This is a genomic window from Anabaena sp. AL09 (genome assembly GCF_001672255.1).
Classification (GTDB): Bacteria; Cyanobacteriota; Cyanobacteriia; order Cyanobacteriales; family Nostocaceae; genus Dolichospermum; species Dolichospermum lemmermannii.
The window spans coordinates 70,681-88,407 of the sequence record NZ_LJOQ01000056.1 but is presented as its reverse complement, the minus strand read 5'-3'; the positions used below and the strand labels follow the sequence as shown (position 1 = coordinate 88,407).

General features: G+C 39.8%; 17 protein-coding genes. 4 read left to right on the top strand and 13 right to left on the bottom strand.

Translation table 11 applies throughout. The annotated features are described in order from the left end of the window. The first annotated feature begins 468 nt into the window (after positions 1-468). The 3 genes from AN490_RS11385 to AN490_RS11375 all read left to right on the top strand — a co-directional run bounded on the left by AN490_RS11385 (position 469) and on the right by AN490_RS11375 (position 2,373). On the top strand, positions 469-906 hold the full coding sequence (locus AN490_RS11385) for a hypothetical protein (protein WP_015080405.1): 438 nt from the start codon (positions 469-471) through the stop codon (positions 904-906). Positions 907-1,171: 265 nt separating this feature from the next. Next, on the top strand, positions 1,172-1,783 hold the full coding sequence (locus AN490_RS11380) for a peroxiredoxin (protein WP_300003272.1): 612 nt from the start codon (positions 1,172-1,174) through the stop codon (positions 1,781-1,783). 44 nt (positions 1,784-1,827) lie between these two features. Next, entirely contained in the window at positions 1,828-2,373 is a 546-nt protein-coding gene (locus tag AN490_RS11375) for a peroxiredoxin (protein WP_300003270.1), read from the top strand. On the opposite strand, the gene AN490_RS11370 is transcribed toward AN490_RS11375, so the two are convergent. From AN490_RS11370 to AN490_RS11325, 10 genes are all read right to left on the bottom strand, one after another. Further along, positions 2,374-2,925, bottom strand: a complete 552-nt coding sequence (locus tag AN490_RS11370) for a COP23 domain-containing protein (protein ID WP_300003267.1) — start codon at positions 2,923-2,925, stop codon at positions 2,374-2,376. 28 nt (positions 2,926-2,953) lie between these two features. After that, a complete protein-coding gene (locus tag AN490_RS11365; RefSeq protein WP_300003264.1) occupies positions 2,954-3,148 on the bottom strand; it encodes a hypothetical protein in 195 nt (64 codons plus the stop codon). 207 nt (positions 3,149-3,355) lie between these two features. Then, positions 3,356-4,432, bottom strand: a complete 1,077-nt coding sequence (locus tag AN490_RS11360) for a glucose-1-phosphate thymidylyltransferase (RefSeq protein ID WP_271822135.1) — start codon at positions 4,430-4,432, stop codon at positions 3,356-3,358. Continuing rightward, positions 4,429-5,316 (bottom strand): dTDP-4-dehydrorhamnose reductase, encoded by an 888-nt coding sequence (gene rfbD / locus AN490_RS11355; RefSeq protein WP_300003258.1) that lies wholly within the window; start codon positions 5,314-5,316, stop codon positions 4,429-4,431. Before rfbD ends, AN490_RS11360 begins: the two co-directional genes overlap by 4 nt. After that, a complete protein-coding gene (gene rfbC, locus AN490_RS11350; RefSeq protein ID WP_300003256.1) occupies positions 5,309-5,854 on the bottom strand; it encodes a dTDP-4-dehydrorhamnose 3,5-epimerase in 546 nt (181 codons plus the stop codon). The genes rfbD and rfbC overlap by 8 nt, the downstream gene beginning before the upstream one ends. 55 nt (positions 5,855-5,909) lie before the next feature. Continuing rightward, complete coding sequence (locus AN490_RS11345) at positions 5,910-6,506, bottom strand: YdcF family protein (RefSeq protein WP_300003251.1); 597 nt, start codon at positions 6,504-6,506, stop codon at positions 5,910-5,912. Positions 6,507-6,680: 174 nt separating this feature from the next. Beyond that, positions 6,681-7,331, bottom strand: coding sequence for a pentapeptide repeat-containing protein (locus AN490_RS11340; RefSeq protein WP_300003248.1), 651 nt, complete (start codon positions 7,329-7,331; stop codon positions 6,681-6,683). Then, positions 7,328-8,728, bottom strand: coding sequence for a DICT sensory domain-containing protein (locus AN490_RS11335; RefSeq protein WP_300003245.1), 1,401 nt, complete (start codon positions 8,726-8,728; stop codon positions 7,328-7,330). Before AN490_RS11335 ends, AN490_RS11340 begins: the two co-directional genes overlap by 4 nt. A 183-nt stretch (positions 8,729-8,911) precedes the next feature. Continuing rightward, positions 8,912-10,486, bottom strand: a complete 1,575-nt coding sequence (locus AN490_RS11330; protein WP_300003242.1) for a photosystem II high light acclimation radical SAM protein — start codon at positions 10,484-10,486, stop codon at positions 8,912-8,914. Between the two features lie 573 nt (positions 10,487-11,059). Then, complete coding sequence (locus AN490_RS11325; protein ID WP_015080421.1) at positions 11,060-11,404, bottom strand: DUF760 domain-containing protein; 345 nt, start codon at positions 11,402-11,404, stop codon at positions 11,060-11,062. Positions 11,405-11,501: 97 nt separating this feature from the next. On the opposite strand from AN490_RS11325, the gene AN490_RS11320 reads away from it, so the two are divergent. Continuing rightward, positions 11,502-11,636, top strand: a complete 135-nt coding sequence (locus AN490_RS11320; RefSeq protein WP_256369473.1) for a hypothetical protein — start codon at positions 11,502-11,504, stop codon at positions 11,634-11,636. Between the two features lie 14 nt (positions 11,637-11,650). On the opposite strand, the gene AN490_RS11315 is transcribed toward AN490_RS11320, so the two are convergent. From AN490_RS11315 to AN490_RS11305, 3 genes are all read right to left on the bottom strand, one after another. Beyond that, complete coding sequence (locus AN490_RS11315; RefSeq protein ID WP_300003236.1) at positions 11,651-12,607, bottom strand: RNA polymerase sigma factor, RpoD/SigA family; 957 nt, start codon at positions 12,605-12,607, stop codon at positions 11,651-11,653. Positions 12,608-13,107: 500 nt separating this feature from the next. Then, entirely contained in the window at positions 13,108-16,362 is a 3,255-nt protein-coding gene (gene carB, locus AN490_RS11310; RefSeq protein ID WP_300003232.1) for a carbamoyl-phosphate synthase large subunit, read from the bottom strand. A gap of 460 nt (positions 16,363-16,822) precedes the next feature. Beyond that, positions 16,823-17,377, bottom strand: a complete 555-nt coding sequence (locus AN490_RS11305) for a Dps family protein (protein WP_300003229.1) — start codon at positions 17,375-17,377, stop codon at positions 16,823-16,825. Between the last annotated feature and the right edge of the window lie 350 nt (positions 17,378-17,727).

The window sequence follows — 17,727 nt, the reverse complement described above, 5'->3', positions numbered from 1 at the left end:
AGTCGCTTTTCATCCCCTGTCTAAAAGCACCTAAGGCATTGCTACGCAATGCTTACTCAGGGGCTTTCAAACTTCCCAGTCTTTCTTGTAAAATTGATTAACTCCTGAAATTTGTGTCTTCTCAATTATTTTTGATCTTTTAGGCTATTTTGTCATTGCCAAGAAGCACCTTACTCCCATACATAATAACTTCCCAAGGGGATAAGTTCAACAGGGGAATTAATGATATCTTCAGTTTTTATGTTCCCGTGATCTGAATATGACACATAACCTTAGCAACAGACTAAGTCTGAATGATGTCTAGGACAAGCTACGCTGAAGCATCTTGGGAATAATGGGGTGCAATCAACATCAAAATTCTCCGAATGCTATACTTTTCCCTGTTCCCTGACTCCATGAATGAATTTAATTTTATTCAACTACTTATATGATAATAAATCAAGCAATTTGATACTTAGGAGTATTAAAATGGGACTGAATGAAGAATTAATGAATTCTGGTCATAAGGACTTGATTGTCCAAGACTGCTGCACCATGATAGACGCACAACTGGCATCTAAATCAGGCATAAGCGGTATGGCCATGAAAGCCGCCTTTGCTGCACTCAAGGGAATTCAACCGGGTTATATCACCAATGTGGTTGAGTCCCTCCTACCAGTTTGCTTAACTGCAATTGATCCCATTTGGAGTGAAGGAGTGCAACAGGGTGAACCGGTGGAATACCTCACAGCCAATAGTAATCAGACCGCAAATGCGCTGCTAGGTGTAACTGATGCCAGGGTTAAAAATACCAAACGCCAACTTGTGCGAGGAACTTACGAAAAATTCCGTAATTCCGCAGAAAAACACGTGCAAGAGGCAGTACCAGATTTTGCTCAGGTGATTGGTAAGTATGTTAATAACTAGCTGAAAAATAGAAGTTAGTTTTTAAGTCTTCAGATGCGCTTCCACATAAATAATGGGAGCGCATATCACCAAAAGCCGATTTGCTGATATATTCCTTCTTGATATAATCGGCTGCTGAGGATATTGAGTTAAAAAGTCCCTAATTGAGCCGAAAACATGAGTTTTTAAAGACTCTAAAAGTGTCAATCTAACCGATGTGCCTGCGCTCAAAAATAAATCCAACTATGATATAAAGTTAAAGGAGCAAAGAATAGGAATTAGATTAATGACACTTACCTATGAAACAGAGGGATGTCTCCGGATTGGTCAGCAGGCTCCCGATTTTACAGCAACAACCGTAGTAGATCAGGAGTTTAAGTCAATTAAATTGTCTGACTATCGTGGTAGATATGTTGTTCTGATGTTCTACCCCTTGAATTTTACCTTTGTTTGTCCCACTGAAGTTACAGCATTTAGCGATCGCTACGCAGAATTTAGCCAACTAAATACAGAAATTTTGGGTATTTCCGTTGATAGTGAATTTTCTCACCTCGCTTGGATTCAAACAGATCGTAAATCTGGTGGAGTCGGTGACATAAATTATCCCCTAGTTTCTGACATCAAAAAAGAAATTAGTGCCGCTTATAACGTTCTCGACCCCACCGCTGGTATTGCTTTACGCGGTTTATTTATCATAGATAAATATGGCATTCTACAACACTCCACTATTAATAATCTAGCCTTTGGTCGGAATGTAGATGAAACCCTGCGAACATTACAAGCAATTCAGCACGTTCAGTCCCATAGCGATGAAGTTTGTCCTGTTAATTGGCAACCTGGGGACAAAACCATGAATCCTGATCCCGTGAAGTCTAAAATTTACTTTGCTGATATTTAGAGAATTGGGAATTTGGTAATTAAACTTTTAATTTTGAATATCTTATGCTGACTTCAACTGATTTTACTGGCTTATTTAACGAGCGATTTTTCCATAATTTTCTCCCTATACCCGCGTTAGATAATTTCAGATTGGGTATAGGCACACCAGATTTTAAATTATCAGATATTACTAACAATACTGTTGTTAAGCTATCTGATTTTCGAGGTAAACAACCTGTAATAATTGCCTTTACCAGAATTTTTACCGAAAAGCAATATTGTCCATTTTGTTATCCCCATATTCAAGCCTTAAATGAAAATTATGAACAGTTTAAAAATCGGGGAATTGAAGTTTTATTAATTACTAGCACCGACAAAAAGCAAAGTCAAATAATAGTTCAAGACTTGGGCTTAAAAATGCCATTATTGAGTGATTCCAGTTGCCATACATTTCGTACTTATAGAACTGGACAGGCATTAGGAGCGCCATTACCAGCACAATTTATCTTAGATAAAGATGGCAAACTGCTCTACAGACATTTATTTTCCTTCTTAGATCATAATGCCAGTGTAGAGACACTTCTAGAATCAGAATTTTATTTTAGATAATTACAAACCACCAGACTTATTTCTAATAGCAGGTTTTTTTCTGATTTGCCGAGGTACGCGATTATTCTTATTCTTTCTGGGTAGTAAATCGCTCAATGTTACCTGTACACGACCTTTTGTTTCCCGAATTACGCCAGCACTAGAACCCTCACGACTGATTTGCATCATTTGGGTAAGAATTTCCTCTGGCTTTTTGGCGTTGTCCGGGTTTAAAGTAAATAGAGTATTATTACCATCACAACCGGTGTCATTGACAGAAACCACGCAAATGACAGTTTTATTGCGGACTCTACCGCTCATCAACACGACATCTTTGAGGCTACCGCCACTTTCAGCTACAGCCGCATTTAATTTCGGTGTGACGATTTGGCAACGGCTTTGAGGAGTAAATTTCTCACCAAAGTATTTTAAAGATGCTGAAGTCCAAATAATTACAGGGATTGGTTCTCCACCGGGTCGCTGACCAACTGTAGCTACGTTACCATCACCTTGGGATACACAGGTAAATTGAGTTCCAGTGTTGGCTTCCTCCGATGGGTCTACATCGGGCATGGCAGTACTGTTACTATTATCATCTGTATTATCCACTGGTTTTGTAAGGAGTTGTTGCAGATGTGCCAGCCTCAGCAGTATTTACACCAGTAACTGGATCAACATAAATTACCTGTGCAACGGTCGGCAATTGCGCCTGGACTGGAAAAGTGAAGATTAAGGAACTAGATATAGCTAAGTTCGCCAATAAAACAGAGGTTTTTGATCTAAACTGGCTGCTCATAAGTACATCCTTGATTTGATGAGTGTATCCTTCCATGACTTAATACGAATTAAACCATAAATTCTCTGATAAGACAAGTAAAACTGATAACGAAATTGGGTGAAAACTCCGATAGTTTAGGATGACTTTAGTCATAGAGAACCCATCAAAAGCCAAAAAGTTTTGATGGGTGAGTGGAGAACCCCGTTAAAAAGCGAGATTAAAGCGTCAAGTCAGTTCAATTTGAGAATCATCACCAATTAAAAAGCGTAATGCTTTAGGACGACGGGGGGCAATACTTAACTGGGCGCGTTGTCCAATTAAACTATCAATAATTCGTTGCTGAATTCCAGTAATTTTAGCACCTTCTAAAACCACGCTGTGTTCTAAATCTGTTTCTATGAGTGTTGAATTATCGGCAATACTACTATATGGACCGATAAAACAGTTTTCTAAATAGCAATTATTACCAATTACCACGGGTCCGCGAATTGTACAGTTGATGATTTTAGATTCAGTCCCAATTTGCACTCTGCCAGTAATTTGAGTTTTCGGATCAATATCGCCTAAAATTGATTTTTTCAAATAGGTATCAAGAATGAGACGGTTAGCTTCTAATAAATCATCTTTTTTACCTGTGTCTAACCACCAACCGTCAAGATTACAAGCTAAAACTTCTTTTTCTTGATCTATTAAACATTGAATTGCATCAGTAATTTCTAATTCTCCTCTAGCTGAAGGTTTAATCAGAGAAATCGCATCATGAATAACTGGTGAAAAAAAATAAACCCCTACCAATGCTAAATTTGACGGGGGAACTTTTGGCTTTTCAATTAACTGTAATACTTTGCCTTTTTCGTCTACCTTTGCCACACCAAAAGCACTAGGATTTGTGACTTCACGTAACAGAATCAAAGCATCTGGTTGTTGTTGAGTAAATTTATCTAAAAATGAACTTAAATCTCCTTGTTGAATCAGGTTATCTCCCAAATACATGGCAAATGGGGAATCTCCTAAAAAAGTCTGGGCAACTTGGACAGCTTGAGCTAATCCTGCTGGCTTTTCTTGTAAAATATAGGTGATATTAACACCGAATTTTTCGCCATTTCCAGTTTTATTCTTGACTTCTGCCCCTGTTTCTGGGCTGATAATAATACCAATGTCAGTAATCCCCGCAGCAGCCATTTCTTCAATGCCATACCATAAAATTGGTTTGTTGGCAATTGGAACAAGTTGTTTTGCTCCTGTATAAGTTAAGGGGCGTAATCTTGTCCCTTTTCCACCGGATAAAATCAGTGCTTTCATAGAGATTTTCCTTGTAATTCTTTTAACATTAATCTTAGTTCTTGTCGCCAATGAGGAGGATAAGTTCCTAAGATTTGAGATATTTTCTCACAAGCTAAGACAGAATAAGCAGGACGTTTTGCGGGTGTGGGATATTCGGGGGTAGTAATGGGAATAATATTGGCAATTTTCAGGGGGAAACCGAGTTTTTCTGCTTCTTCAAAGATTGCTATGGCAAAGTCATACCAACTCGCTACACCACTATTTGTATAGTGATAAATTCCCGCATTTTCTGAGGTTAATTGGGGGATAATTTGGGTAATTGTTGAAGCTATATCTTGCGCCCAAGTAGGACTACCAATTTGATCGGTAACTACTCTAACTTCTGATCTTTCATGACCAACTCGTAACATGGTTTTTACGAAGTTACTTTTTCCATAAGTTCCATAAACCCAAGCTGTCCGCAAAATTATATGGTGGGGACAATTTTGTTGAATTGCTATCTCTCCCGCTAATTTTGTTTGTCCATATACACTCAATGGATTGGTACTATCTGTTTCTCGATAGGGATAATGACTATTACCATTAAATACGTAATCGGTGGAAAGATGAATTAAGAAACTTCCTAATTTTTGACTTTCTTCAGCGATAATTTGCGGGGCGACAGTATTGATCAGGTGAGCATTTTCTGGTTCACTTTCGGCTTTATCTACTGCGGTATAAGCAGCAGCATTGATAATTATTTCGGGTTGGGTTTCTCTGATAATTTGGCGTAATTTGTCAGGGTGAGTTAAGTCTATTTCTGGACGGGCAAGGGCAATAACTCTGTAGTTGGATGCTAGGGTATGTTGTAGTTCTGTTCCAACTTGTCCGTTACTACCTATTAATAATATTGATTTATTCATAAACTTCGGCGTTTTTGAAAGTTGGAGCGTTGCTATCTTTAGCTGATAAAATTGGGGGTGTTTCTAGAGGCCAATCTATGGCTAAATCTGGATCATTCCAAAGGATAGCGCGATCGCCTCCTGGTGTATAATAATCTGTAGCTTTATAGATAACTTCGGCAATTTCTGAAAGCACGAGAAAGCCATGGGCAAAACCTGCTGGTATCCACAATTGGCGTTTGTTTTCGGCACTGAGTTCGTAACCTACCCATTGTCCAAAGGTAGAGGAATTTTTTCTAATGTCTACTGCAACATCAAAAATTGTCCCAACAATGGCGCGGACTAATTTACCTTGAGGTTGGATGATTTGATAATGCAATCCTCGCAGCACATTGTATTCAGATTTTGAGTGATTATCCTGGACAAAGTTGGCTGTAATTCCCAGTTTCTCTGTGAATGTTTTTTGATTGTAGGATTCCAAGAAAAAGCCCCGCGAGTCTTGGAATACTTTGGGTTCTAGGAGGAGAATATCAGGAATAGAGGTGGGGATAATATTCATTGAATGGTTGAATATTTCAAAGAACACTTAAAACAATATCACTATTTCAATTTGACTATATAATTTGTTTATGAATAAATGTAGTTGCTTTAATGCGAGGATTAAAACTAGCTCCAGTTCGATTAGTCACAATCCACAAAAAAGATCGCCCACAATCTCGCATGACTCGCAGCAGAGATTCTGATTTGTACACCGAAGAAGGTACAGCAATAGGTGTAACCACAATCCCTTGACTACCAAGGACAATAGTAGCGATAGCTCTTGATCTTCGGATATGATAATCCGATGTAATTAAATAAAGATGCTGTAACTTACTGTCAGCAAATTTTTCTACCAGTGTTGTAAAATTAGTTACTGTATCTGTCGCCCTGCCATCAAACCGTAATTTACTATTCGGAACACCAGCCCTTTGAAAAATCGGACGATTATAATTTAATTCAGAGTCAAAATCAGAAATCCAAATATCTAAATTTCTGTGAGATTGCCAGAACTGGGCAGCAAATTCCATCCGACTACCATTACCACCCAATACAAGAATTGCTTGGGGTACAGGAACTTGGTGAAAGGCTATCGCTATCTTCACAGGAATTATGCCCACTAACACCAATATGATCCCGAAAACAAACCAAGCTAATTTAACCTTCCATTTCATAAGCCATCAAGTTCTACATAATTCTTCTTTCTTTATTCCTCCTGACTCCTAGTATTCAAGCTAATTATTCATTCCGTCCTGCGGTACTAGTACACAACGGCGTAAATCAACCAACCATTAAAAATTACTAAAAAGCTTGTGTAATCTGCTTTTTTAATTTTTAATTGTTAATTTTTAATTCCGCCCTGCGGTACTAGCTTCCAAAACTGTTCCCCGCAAACACACCCGATCTAAATTTGCCCCATTTAACCTCACTGCATCTAATTCAGCACAGAGTAAATTAGCTCCAGTTAAATTAGCTCCTGCTAAATTTGCTGCTCTTAAATCTACTTCTTCAAGATTCGCTTCAATTAGTACAGCCCCTTGCAAATCTGCACCGCTTAAATCTGCACCTTTGAGATTAGCCCCGGTTAAATTAGCACCTCGTAAATCTGCACCTCGCAAGTCAACACCCTGCAAATTTACACTCATTAAATTAGCACCACTTAAAAAAGCCCCTGCTAAAGACGCATCGTTAAGAATTGCTCCCATCAAGTTACTACCACGCAAATTGCTACCACGTAAGTCCGCACTCGTCAAGTTAGCCTGCATCAAGTTTGCACCCATGAGGTTAGCCCGCAAGTCGGTTTCTTGCAGATTAGCCCCCATTAAATTTGCACCTTGAAAATGGCCACCTTCTAGTTTAGAACCGCTGAAGTCAGTTCCCACCAAAGTAGCCCCTGCTAAATTTATCTTCCTTAAATCTAGGTGAGATAGATCCTCGTCTTCTAAATTTGCCCCGGGGAGTTGTTTGTTTTGTCCTAATCTAATGGTTTCTATATTCATTTGCTGTACACTGAAATCTGCTCACTACTTTTGCTGTCGGCATCCCAACGGGAGTCAAGTAACCATAAACCGCTGCTGACCTTGGGTGTCATTATCGGTAAATCAAGCCCCTGTTGTAAACCCATTACTAATAAAGCTAATGTATCTACAAGTTTAGGATCAAAGCGGGTAGATTGTTGTTTTCGGCACTGATCTAAGGCTTGAGAAAATATCTCTGCTCCCCCTTTGCTAGAGTATTTATACTGGTTAACTTGTAGCTGAAATTCTGCAACCAATGACAAAATTCGTGATTCTAAAGGAATATCATCACCAGCTAAACCGGCGGGTTCGCCTGTACCATTCCACCATTCGCTTTGGTGGGTGATAATTTGAGCTATAGCCCGTAGTCGTGGCATTATTCGTAGTGCTTGCGCTGCTGGTACGAGAGGACAAGCCAGGGGACAACTGGGAGCTTCATCTTGATAAGCTGTTGTTATATGACTGGGACTAATCAGGCTTTCGGCTTTTTGCATTGGGTCTAAGCGATGCAACAAAGCAGCTATGCGTAATCTTTTAATTTGCCATGCGGGTAAATCTAATAATTGCCCCATTGTTTCAACAACAGATGCTACTTCTGATGCGGCTACAGGATTGCGGCTATCTGCTAGATCAATCAACTGTGCCATCCGCAAAAATGCCTGAATTTCGTTAGATACCAAGTTACGATCTAGAAATTTTTGGTGAGATGCTGTGAGAATAGGTAAGTTACCTTGTCCGGTTTTGAGGTAATCAACAACACGAGAGACAACGGTAGCTACTTCTTCTCCTGGACAGATAGCTGGGTGAATTGCTTGTTTATATTGACTTAGTTTGAGTGCTAGTTCAGGATGATAGTCTTTGATATGAGCGATCGCTAACTCTGCGGTTTCTTCCACTAATTCCGGTTCAAATGTCCATAAACCGTAGAATTTACGCTCTAAATCGCAAGTTGGCAAACCATCCTTCCCATAGTCAGCTTCAGATAACTCTTGACAAATTACCATAGCTGTGTAGTCAGGAGCTAAAATCATCAAATGCCACTCCTGCGCCACAGGATCATCAGCAGCTAATCCCACTAAATCAATGTTAGGTAATTGACCAGTAGGATGTTCGGCAAAACCAGCATCAGCCGCCGCCATAATCACAATTGCCCGGCTGTGTTGCGCGATATCTGCGTATCTTTGAGCCTCTTCCAGATACCATTTACCCTGCTGGAAAGCCGTAATCACCAAAGGATCATTATCTTTCGTTAAAATATGATCTTCCAAGGCATGGCAGAGAGACACTAAGGTATTTTTATAGTACACGCCAAAATGAATAGGTCTAGCACTATGGCGGTGAGATGCTTCTAACTGTTGAAGAATTGAACCTTGTAACATGGAATTAATTGGGGATTTCGGATAATAGGGCGGTTAGAAACCGCGTCTACACAGGCAAAACCCACCTTCGTGGGTTCAATATCTTAAGTTTTAATTAGTCCGCACAGGCGGACTTCGTTTGTGTAGCCGCGTATCCCTAACGGAAGCGAGAGGCATCTTTCTGATCACCTGGGCTTATGTTTTCTATAATACGCCAGCCAATTGTTTTTCTGGTTTTTCTATGGGTGCAGAAAGTGCATCTTCCAAATCAGCGCAACCCAATTTGACTTCCAAAATATTCATCACTTCCCGTCCGAAGTCATTGGGATTTTGTCGCCAAGCTTGTAAGCAAACTTCACCAAAGAAAGAACCTAATGGTTCAGGATTCCAAAGGAGTTTTTTTGCTGTCCAAGGCATTAAACTCATGGGATCATAACCAGGTTTGAGAATCCCCTCTTTAAAGGCATATTCTTCTAAATGGGTATGGGGTTGGAGTCCAATAAAGAAAATAGCAGGTTCAACTTTATCAGCCCCAAAAATCCGTTCGAGTTCGCGGTGATAAGCAATAGTTTGGCGAATAGTTTCAGGACGTTCATCTATTACATTAAAGGAGTAGTTAACAGAAACTACATCATTGAAACCGGCGGATTTTAAATCACGACAATTTTGTAAAACAGTTCGTAAGTTATAACCCATTCGCATTTTGCGAACCAGTTCTTGAGAACCGCTTGTAATGCCGATTTCAAAATAATTCATGCCTGTTTTTACCATCAACTCACACAATTCGGGTGTTAAGTTGTCGGCTCTAATGTATGCTGCCCAATGAATATCTGACATTCCCGAATCAACGATTTTCTGGAGAAGTTCTACAGCATCATCAATGAATTTACGGGCGGGAATAAATTGAGCATCTGTAAACCAAAAGTTACGAATTCCTCGATTGTATAATTCTCGAATTTCCGCAACAACTTCGTCACTAGGGTTAATGCGGACTTGTTTACCCTCGACTACTGTATAAACACAATAACAGCAATTATGAGGACAACCACGTTTGGTTTGGACACCAATATAAAAATCCTGTTCTTGCAGGTAATAATTAAATTCTGGCCAAATGGTTTCGATGTAATCGTAATTACAAACTGTTTTTTCTAGGGGTGTAGGTTGTTCGTGAATTAGGCGTTGACGGGGTTGATTTTCTCCCACTACATAACAGCGCTCATCTCTAAAATCTTCACCATTAAGTAGTTTTGTCAGCAGGGTTTCTCCTTCACCTACAGAAATAATCGTTCCGGGCGGTGAGCTTTTACCCAACTGTTCATAAAAGACGCTAACTGCACCGCCACCTAAGACTACACGGGCTTGAGATTGATATTTTTGGGCGCGTTTTAAACCCCGTTTAACTAATCCTAAATTACGCCATAATTCTACATAATAAGCAATAAAAATTCGTAATCCGCCAAAAGCACCACGCAATTTAATCAAGGGATTTTTTGCGTAGTAAAATTCAAAGGCGTTTTGGAGAGGATTACCGCCCCGTCCACCTACTGGCGCATAAATTTGAATATCCCGCCAAGAAAAGACGAGCAATGTGGGTTGAAACTCGTCAATAGATCTGTCTAAGGCAGAAGTATAATCTAGTGGGGGGATTGTGCCTAAGTCAAAAATCCGCTGTTCTGCATGGGGAAATAGCTTGTGAACATGATCTGCAAGATAGACAACACCAATGGGAAAGATGGGGTTACAGGGAAGGCGAACGTAGAGGATTTTATTTGCGTTCATACGTATTTAAACTGTAATGCTTGCCGTAGTTGAGGAAAAGAGAGTTATACCAGCATTATCTCTGACATTTCAGTTGTTTTGTGGTGTGCAAAAATTTTTGCCGTTAGCAATCAGATTGAAAGCGAAAACTGCACTGCATAAAATTTGCTTTTTATATTATGTGGATGGGGTTTATACCACGGGGATTAAAATCCCTCCTGTCGCGGCTGGTGAGCCATGTCGAACCATCCCTTTCAGGGAGCCAAGCCCCTGAGTTTCTCACTTACCGCGAGATATTATGAACAAAATTTTCATATACATTTACCATAACATCGAGTTTATAAATTTAGCGATGATTTTTAGTTGTAATTCTAGAGATAGAGTCAGAGATAATTCAACTTACCAGCGAGAATAAAGTTTGGGGATAAGAGGCTGAAATTCTTATCTACAAACTATTTACAGAGATTCTATCGAAAATAAACAGCCAGATTTTCGTTTATTAGCTATTTTGTAAAGTAAATATAAATTTATTTACAAAATTTTTAGAGAAACACTTGGTAAGCGAAAAACCCAGTGACTTCAGCCCTGAAAGTGTTAATCAACTTCGCTATTATTAGTTTCTGTGCTTTGCATAACCGTATCAAAACCCATTCTTTGTTCTGCATTTCGCAAAAAATAACCACTAATCATCGCAGATGCCAATAAGCGACCTAAATTTTCCCGATTAGTAGAAATAGTAATCCCGAACTGTTCAGAAGGTAAATTTCCTAAAAGTCCGATGATATTCCGTTCCATTACCTGCAAAACTTCCGTAGAAGTAGGTTTAGATAATTGGTTAACTGTTTCTGGACTTAATGATTTAACGTATTGCCATAATAAATTACTTGTTTCCGACTCACTATTAAAAAATTCTGATACTCGATTAGATTTGTTACTCACCTTTGACCTCCTGTACTGCCACTACTAACGACGGTGTTTGTGACTGGAATAACTGGTAGTTATTGCTGATTCTATTTAGCTAACTATTATATAATTCATGTCAACCAATCTAACAGTTTATTCCTTTCGAGGGAGTCGGTTTAACCGTACTAAAATGGGAGTGTTTTTCACCTATTTAGTGAGTATGGGTGGGGAAACTCCACCCACAAAGCAAAAAATAACTGACCATTGAGTAATAACAACCGACTAACTGGCAAGGTACTCATTCATAGTGGCTTTAGATTTGCGAAGTTTGTTTAAAGCTTCGCGTTCAATTTGGCGGACTCTTTCCCGGCTAATATTCAAGACTTCACCAATTTTAGCCAGAGTTAAAGATTGTCCATCTACTAACCCAAAACGCAGGGTAATGACTTCCTTTTGTTGGGGAGTGAGTTCTGACATGATCCGTTCTAAGTCATAGGAGAGGGAAGTTTGCATGACAAAATCTTCCGGTGTTGCCCCTGTGTCTTCTAACATTTCTCCCAGTTCGGTGTCATAGTTATCTCCTAACCGCAAGTCTAGAGATAATGGCAGACGGGCTTTTTCTAAGTATTCTCGCACCTGTTTAGGTGTTAAATCTAACTCTTGGGATAATTCCGCTACTGTGGGCGCACGTCCTAGACCTTGGGACAGTTGCCGCTGGGCTTTTTTAATTTTGTTGAGTTTTTCCGTAATATGAATGGGCAAGCGAATAGTCCGGGCTTTTTCGGCGATCGCCCGAGTAATAGCTTGACGTATCCACCAATAGGCATAGGTAGAAAATCTGTACCCTTTGGTGGGGTCAAATTTTTCTACACCTCGTTGCATTCCGATGCTGCCTTCTTGAATGAGGTCAAGTAAATCAACATTGCGTTTAATGTACTTTTTGGCAACGGACACGACTAAACGGAGATTGGCTTCTACCATTTTCCGTTTGGCTATTTCACCAACAGCGATCGCCTGATTTAATTCTGATACTTCTATATCGGCGGCTGTTGCCCATTCTTCTACACTGGGTTCATGACCTAACCGGGTAGCAAGACCTTCCTTGATCTCATGCAAAGCAGTAGATCGTTGCACCTGTTTGCCATAAAAAATCTCTTCTTCGTGGGTGAGGAGTGGCACACGGCCAATCTCACGCAGGTAAGTACGCACGAGGTCGGTGGCTGATTGAGCGGTTTTCATGGCGCTACTCTTGGGTAATGGTGGGTTTGCTGATAGGGTCGTTAACGGAATAATGTTTTGAGTTGGTCACACCCGATCAACTCAGGTTACTCTTATTTGGGAAATTAGGTACTTTACTGCTAAAGGTTACACTTATCTCGTTGTTTCCACAAGTATCTATAGTTAGATACACAGTAGCAAGTCAAACATTTTTTGTGTTTTCGGGAATATTAATAATTGTAACATTTATGAGAATAATTTGACTATAGGGAAACCCGCACTTTGGCCGTAATTTGAGATCACCTCAGACGCTGAAATTACTGAATAGCATACATTTACTGGGATAACGATCAATTCTCTAGCGCGGAAATAGCTTCCTCATATTTGTTAAAATATCTCAATGATAACCATAATTATTCTTTTGTAACAATTGCTTAACGTTTTGTCAGTTGTCAGTTGTCAGTTGTTCTTTGTTTTTCCTAGCCACTGACTACTGACCATTGACAACTGACAAAGGACAATTAACTCATGGGACAGTATTCTTGGATTACCTTGACATCCAAAGTTGTGTTTTGTAGAGAATAGATAGCAGCGGCTGTGGCTCTAGCACCTGCAATAGTGGTAATAATGGGGATTTTGTAGCCTAAAGCCGTGCGACGAATTAGCTTAGAATCGGTATGAGCTTCTTCTCCAGAGGGTGTATTGATGATGAGTTGAATTTTTTGATTTTTAATCGCATCCAGGACGTGGGGACGACCTTCATGGAGTTTGAGGACAGATTGAATTTCTAACCCTTGTTCCTGAAGAACTTGACGCGTTCCTTGGGTAGCCATGATTGTAAAGCCTAACTTAATAAACTCCTTGACTACATCTGCTGCGAGAGGTTTGTCTCTGTCACTCATAGACACAAATACAGTCCCCTCAAGCGGTAATTTTTCTCCAGCACCTAATTCTGCTTTAGCAAAGGCGCGACCGAAATCGCTATCAATACCCATAACTTCGCCAGTTGAGCGCATTTCGGGACCCAAAATGGTATCTGTACCGGGGAACTTACTAAATGGTAAAACCGCTTCTTTGACGGCAATATGAGAGGGAATGACTTCTTTTGTAAATTTCACTTCCTCTAAGGTTTTCCCCGACATAATTAAGGATGCGAGTTTGGCTAATTGTACGCCCGTAGCTTTAGATACAAAGGGAACTGTCCGTGATGCTCTGGGGTTAGCTTCCAAAATATACACTTGGGGAGAATAACCATTTGCACCAACTACAGCAAATTGAATATTCATTAATCCCACTACAGATAGAGCTTGTGCTAGTTGAACTGTCCATAACCGGATTTGGTTGAGGACTGCGGGAGAAAGGGAAATGGAAGGTAAGGAACAAGCTGAGTCACCGGAGTGAATTCCCGCCTGTTCAATGTGTTCCATGATGCCACCGATGACAACATTACCAGTATGATCGGCGATCGCATCTACATCCACTTCAATGGCGTTTTCTAAGAACTTATCAATTAAAATCGGGTGATCTGGTTCTACTTGCACAGCAAAGTTCATGTAGCGTTCTAACTCAGTATCAGAATAAACGATTTCCATCGCTCGTCCTCCCAATACATAGCTAGGACGCACTACCACAGGATAACCAATGCGCTTGGCAACAATCAAAGCATCTTCATAACTTCTCGCCATACCATTAGGCGGTTGAGCGATATTCAATTCTTGAAGAATCTTTTCAAAGCGTTCCCGATTTTCCGCCATATCTATAGAATCGGGAGATGTTCCCCAAATCTTGGTGATACTATTGGAGTTTTGTAAATATTCTTGCAGGGGAATGGCTAATTTTAATGGTGTTTGTCCACCGAATTGGACAATTATCCCCACGGGGTTTTCGGCTTCGATGATGTTGAGAACGTCTTCTTTAGTTAATGGTTCAAAATACAGGCGATCGCTGGTATCGTAATCTGTAGAAACAGTTTCTGGGTTAGAATTGACCATAATTGTTTCATACCCGGCATCATGTAAAGAATACGCAGCATGACAACAACAATAATCGAACTCAATTCCTTGACCAATACGGTTTGGTCCACCACCCAAAATCATCACCTTGGGTTTATCTGTTGGTAATACTTCCGTTTCTTCTTCGTAGGTAGAATAGTAGTAGGGAGTCAGCGCCTCAAATTCAGCCGCACAGGTATCAACGGTTTTGTAAACGGGGATAACTTCTAGCTGTTTGCGATAGGTGCGAACTTCATCTTCTTTGGTTTTTGTAGCATAGGCTATTTGGCGATCGCTAAAACCATTTCTTTTGACATCATACATTTGCGCTTTTGTCAACTGCTTTAGAGGAGTCCGCTTGAGAAACTTTTCTATTTCTAGCAGTTCTTGTAATTTATCTAAAAACCAAGGGTCAATTGCCGTTAGTTCATAAATTTCCTCATTACTCATTCCCAACTGCATAGCATGACGCACAGAAAAGATGCGTTCTGGGTTAGGAGTCCGTAATTGAGCGCGAATTTGTTCCCCACTGGGCAATTTTTCGGCTTTATCACAACCCCAACCAGCACGACCGGTTTCTAGGGAACGCAAAGCCTTTTGAAAAGACTCATTAAATGTCCGTCCAATAGCCATTGCTTCTCCCACTGACTTCATTTGGGTAGTTAAAACCGCTTCTGAACCAGGGAATTTTTCAAACGCAAACCGGGGAATTTTCGTAACAACATAGTCAATTGTTGGTTCAAAGCAAGCGGGAGTTTTTTTGGTGATATCGTTTTGCAATTCATCCAAAGTGTAACCTACAGCTAACTTAGCCGCGATTTTCGCAATGGGAAAACCTGTCGCTTTAGAAGATAAAGCCGAACTACGAGATACACGAGGATTCATTTCAATTACCACCACGTCACCATTAACGGGATTTACGGCAAACTGGATATTAGAACCGCCGGTTTCGACACCAATTTCGCGGATAATTTTAATGGCCATATCCCGTAACCGTTGATATTCTTTATCGGTGAGGGTTTGGGCTGGGGCAACGGTGATAGAATCTCCGGTATGAATCCCCATAGGGTCGAGATTTTCGATAGAACAGATAATCACGACGTTATCGGCTAAATCCCGCATGACTTCTAGTTCATACTCTTTCCAACCCAATAAAGATTGGTCAATGAGAATTTGGGAAACGGGACTAGCGTCAATCCCTACTTGCGCCATTTCTTCAAATTCTTCTTGATTATAGGCGATACCCCCACCAGTCCCCCCCATTGTAAAGGCTGGACGGATAATTAGGGGATATGTACCAATTTGGAGAGCGATCGCTTTTGATTCATCTAAAGTTGAAGCTGTACCACTGGGACATACTGCAACCCCAATTTTAGCCATTGCTTCGTTAAACAGTTTTCTGTCTTCGGCTTTTTCAATTGCGGGTAATTTTGCACCAATTAACTCGACATTATATTTGTCTAAAACGCCATTTTTGGCTAACGCTACAGCCAAGTTAAGGGCGGTTTGTCCTCCCATTGTTGGCAATAAAGCATCTGGTCGTTCTTTGGCAATAACTTTTTCGACTATTTCCGGTGTCAGCGGTTCAATATAGGTGCGGTCGGCTGTTTCCGGGTCGGTCATGATTGTCGCTGGGTTAGAGTTTACCAGCACGACTTCATAGCCTTCTTCTCGCAAGGCTTTACAGGCTTGAGTTCCAGAGTAGTCAAATTCACAGGCTTGGCCAATCACTATTGGACCTGAACCTAACAGGAGTATTTTTTTGAGGTCTTGACGACGGGGCATAGTTTTTACCTTAGATTACAAAAATACAAATCTTGACTATTTTAAGGGTCTTTATGTCCTCATTATCAACTTTTCCGGGTAGCGGTTGCGTTAAGGGGAAGAATTTATGGGAATGGGGGATTTTTCGTAATGGTTTTTACGTTTTTTTTCTCACGCAGAGGCGCAGAGGCACTCCAGAGAATCTAATTGTTTATTTATTCGTTATGGATTATGACAATAAAGCTGCACAGATAATTAATTCATCTTTCTTTATCTGCGTTTATCTCCGTTCATCTGCGTTCAATTATTTATTGTTAGATATATAAAATAGGCAATAAAAATAATTGCTTTTAAATGCCTGATATAGAAAATGGCAGAAATGGTAATTTACTCTTTTCTGCCAAAAGGATTAATTTTGTAAAATTCTCAATTACTAAAATTTTCTCTGTCTTGATTTTGTTAAATTGAGATTATGAGAAGTTTAATTTTGAGCAAGTTGCACAAAACCCAAGGTTAAGCTATCTTTAGCTAGGAAATGAGCTAAGTGATAAGCTCTTTCTTCAGTTTTTAAGAGGATTTTTTCGTATAAGTAGCGTGTGCCTCTATCACCTAAACTCTCTGCCTGTGCGGCTTGACGGCGAATTACTCCAATTAATGCTTGTTCGGCAATTAGGTTATTTTCTACCATCTTCCGAGCAGAAAACACGCCATCTGCTTCTGGTTCAAAACAGCATAATTCAGCTAATTTACTAAAACTTGCTGCGGGTATTCCGCCCAAACCATTTAAGCGCTCGCCGATTTCATGGATGTGATCTTGTACTTCTCTGTAGCTGGCGTTAAAGAATTCATGCAGTGAATTGAATTCTGCACCTTCAACTACAAAATGATGTTTTTGGTATTGTAAGTACAATGCCTGAAAACTAGCTAATACGACATTAAATCCTTCAACAACTGGGGCGGTAACACTGTGATCTAGTAATACAGGATTGTCGTAAACCTGACCAAAATTGTGTAATATAGTTTGCGTATCAGACATGGTTTTTCTCTCTTTTTAACAGTTATAATTTTTAACTGCTTACTTTTAACATCTTAGCATTTTCAAAATAAAATCAAGGCTACTAAATCTAAAAAATTTTGGCATTATTACCAATCATAAGTATTAATTTCTTGCCTATATCTGTGCTTAAAGATATATATTTGGTATTTATCTTGACTTGATTCTCAAAGTGTGCATATCTCTCTATAAATAAAATATGAGATTTTTTCTCAAAATTAATGACAATATTTTGCAGTTAGTGTATTCTAAAGAAAGAAGCTAAACTCCGACTGACTCGCAAATTTAGGCTGTGGGTTTCTAGTTTTACTGCAATTTTATGGCATTTTGAG